This is a genomic window from Lentilactobacillus parakefiri (genome assembly GCF_002157585.1).
Taxonomy (GTDB): Bacteria; Bacillota; Bacilli; order Lactobacillales; family Lactobacillaceae; genus Lentilactobacillus; species Lentilactobacillus parakefiri.
This window is the reverse complement of the sequence record NZ_BDGB01000135.1, coordinates 1-478: the sequence shown is the minus strand read 5'-3', so window position 1 is coordinate 478 and position 478 is coordinate 1. Positions and strand designations below refer to the sequence as shown.

At 45.0% G+C, this 478-nt stretch carries 1 protein-coding gene; it reads right to left on the bottom strand.

Translation table 11 applies throughout. The features are described 5' to 3' along the window. Positions 1–478, bottom strand: a 478-nt coding sequence (locus LPKJCM_RS11720) for an IS30 family transposase (RefSeq protein WP_109561184.1), incomplete at both ends; no start/stop codon positions are given.

Genomic DNA, 478 nt, shown 5'->3' with positions numbered 1-478 from the left:
TAAGTCGCTCAAAGTATCCGTGACTGCTTCTGAAGTTCTTTTAGCAGCTTTACCAATAAGCAGGTAACGAGATTTTCGATCAACCAATGTAACGACACAAGCCTTTCCGCTTTTGCCTAACACGGTATCACCTTCCCAGTGACCAATTTCTACACGGTTGTCAGCTTCTCGCGGACGATCATGAATCTTGTTGGGGATTGGAATCTTGCCTCGCTTTTCTTGATAAGCTTTATTGTGGCGAGACTTGCCGTGATGCCTTAGATGGCGCACGGCACTAGAGCTGCCAGATTTAAACAAATTATCAAATAAGCCATTGAAAATCCCACGGTAAATAGTCGTAGTACTGATCTGCACCGGATACTTTTCGACTGCCAAGCGATTCGATATTTCCTCCGGAGACCAAAGGTCTTCGCAGAAGTGTTCTCTCACCACTTCAAACACCTGAGGATTACTCAAAAGAGAAACTCTGCCACAGTTG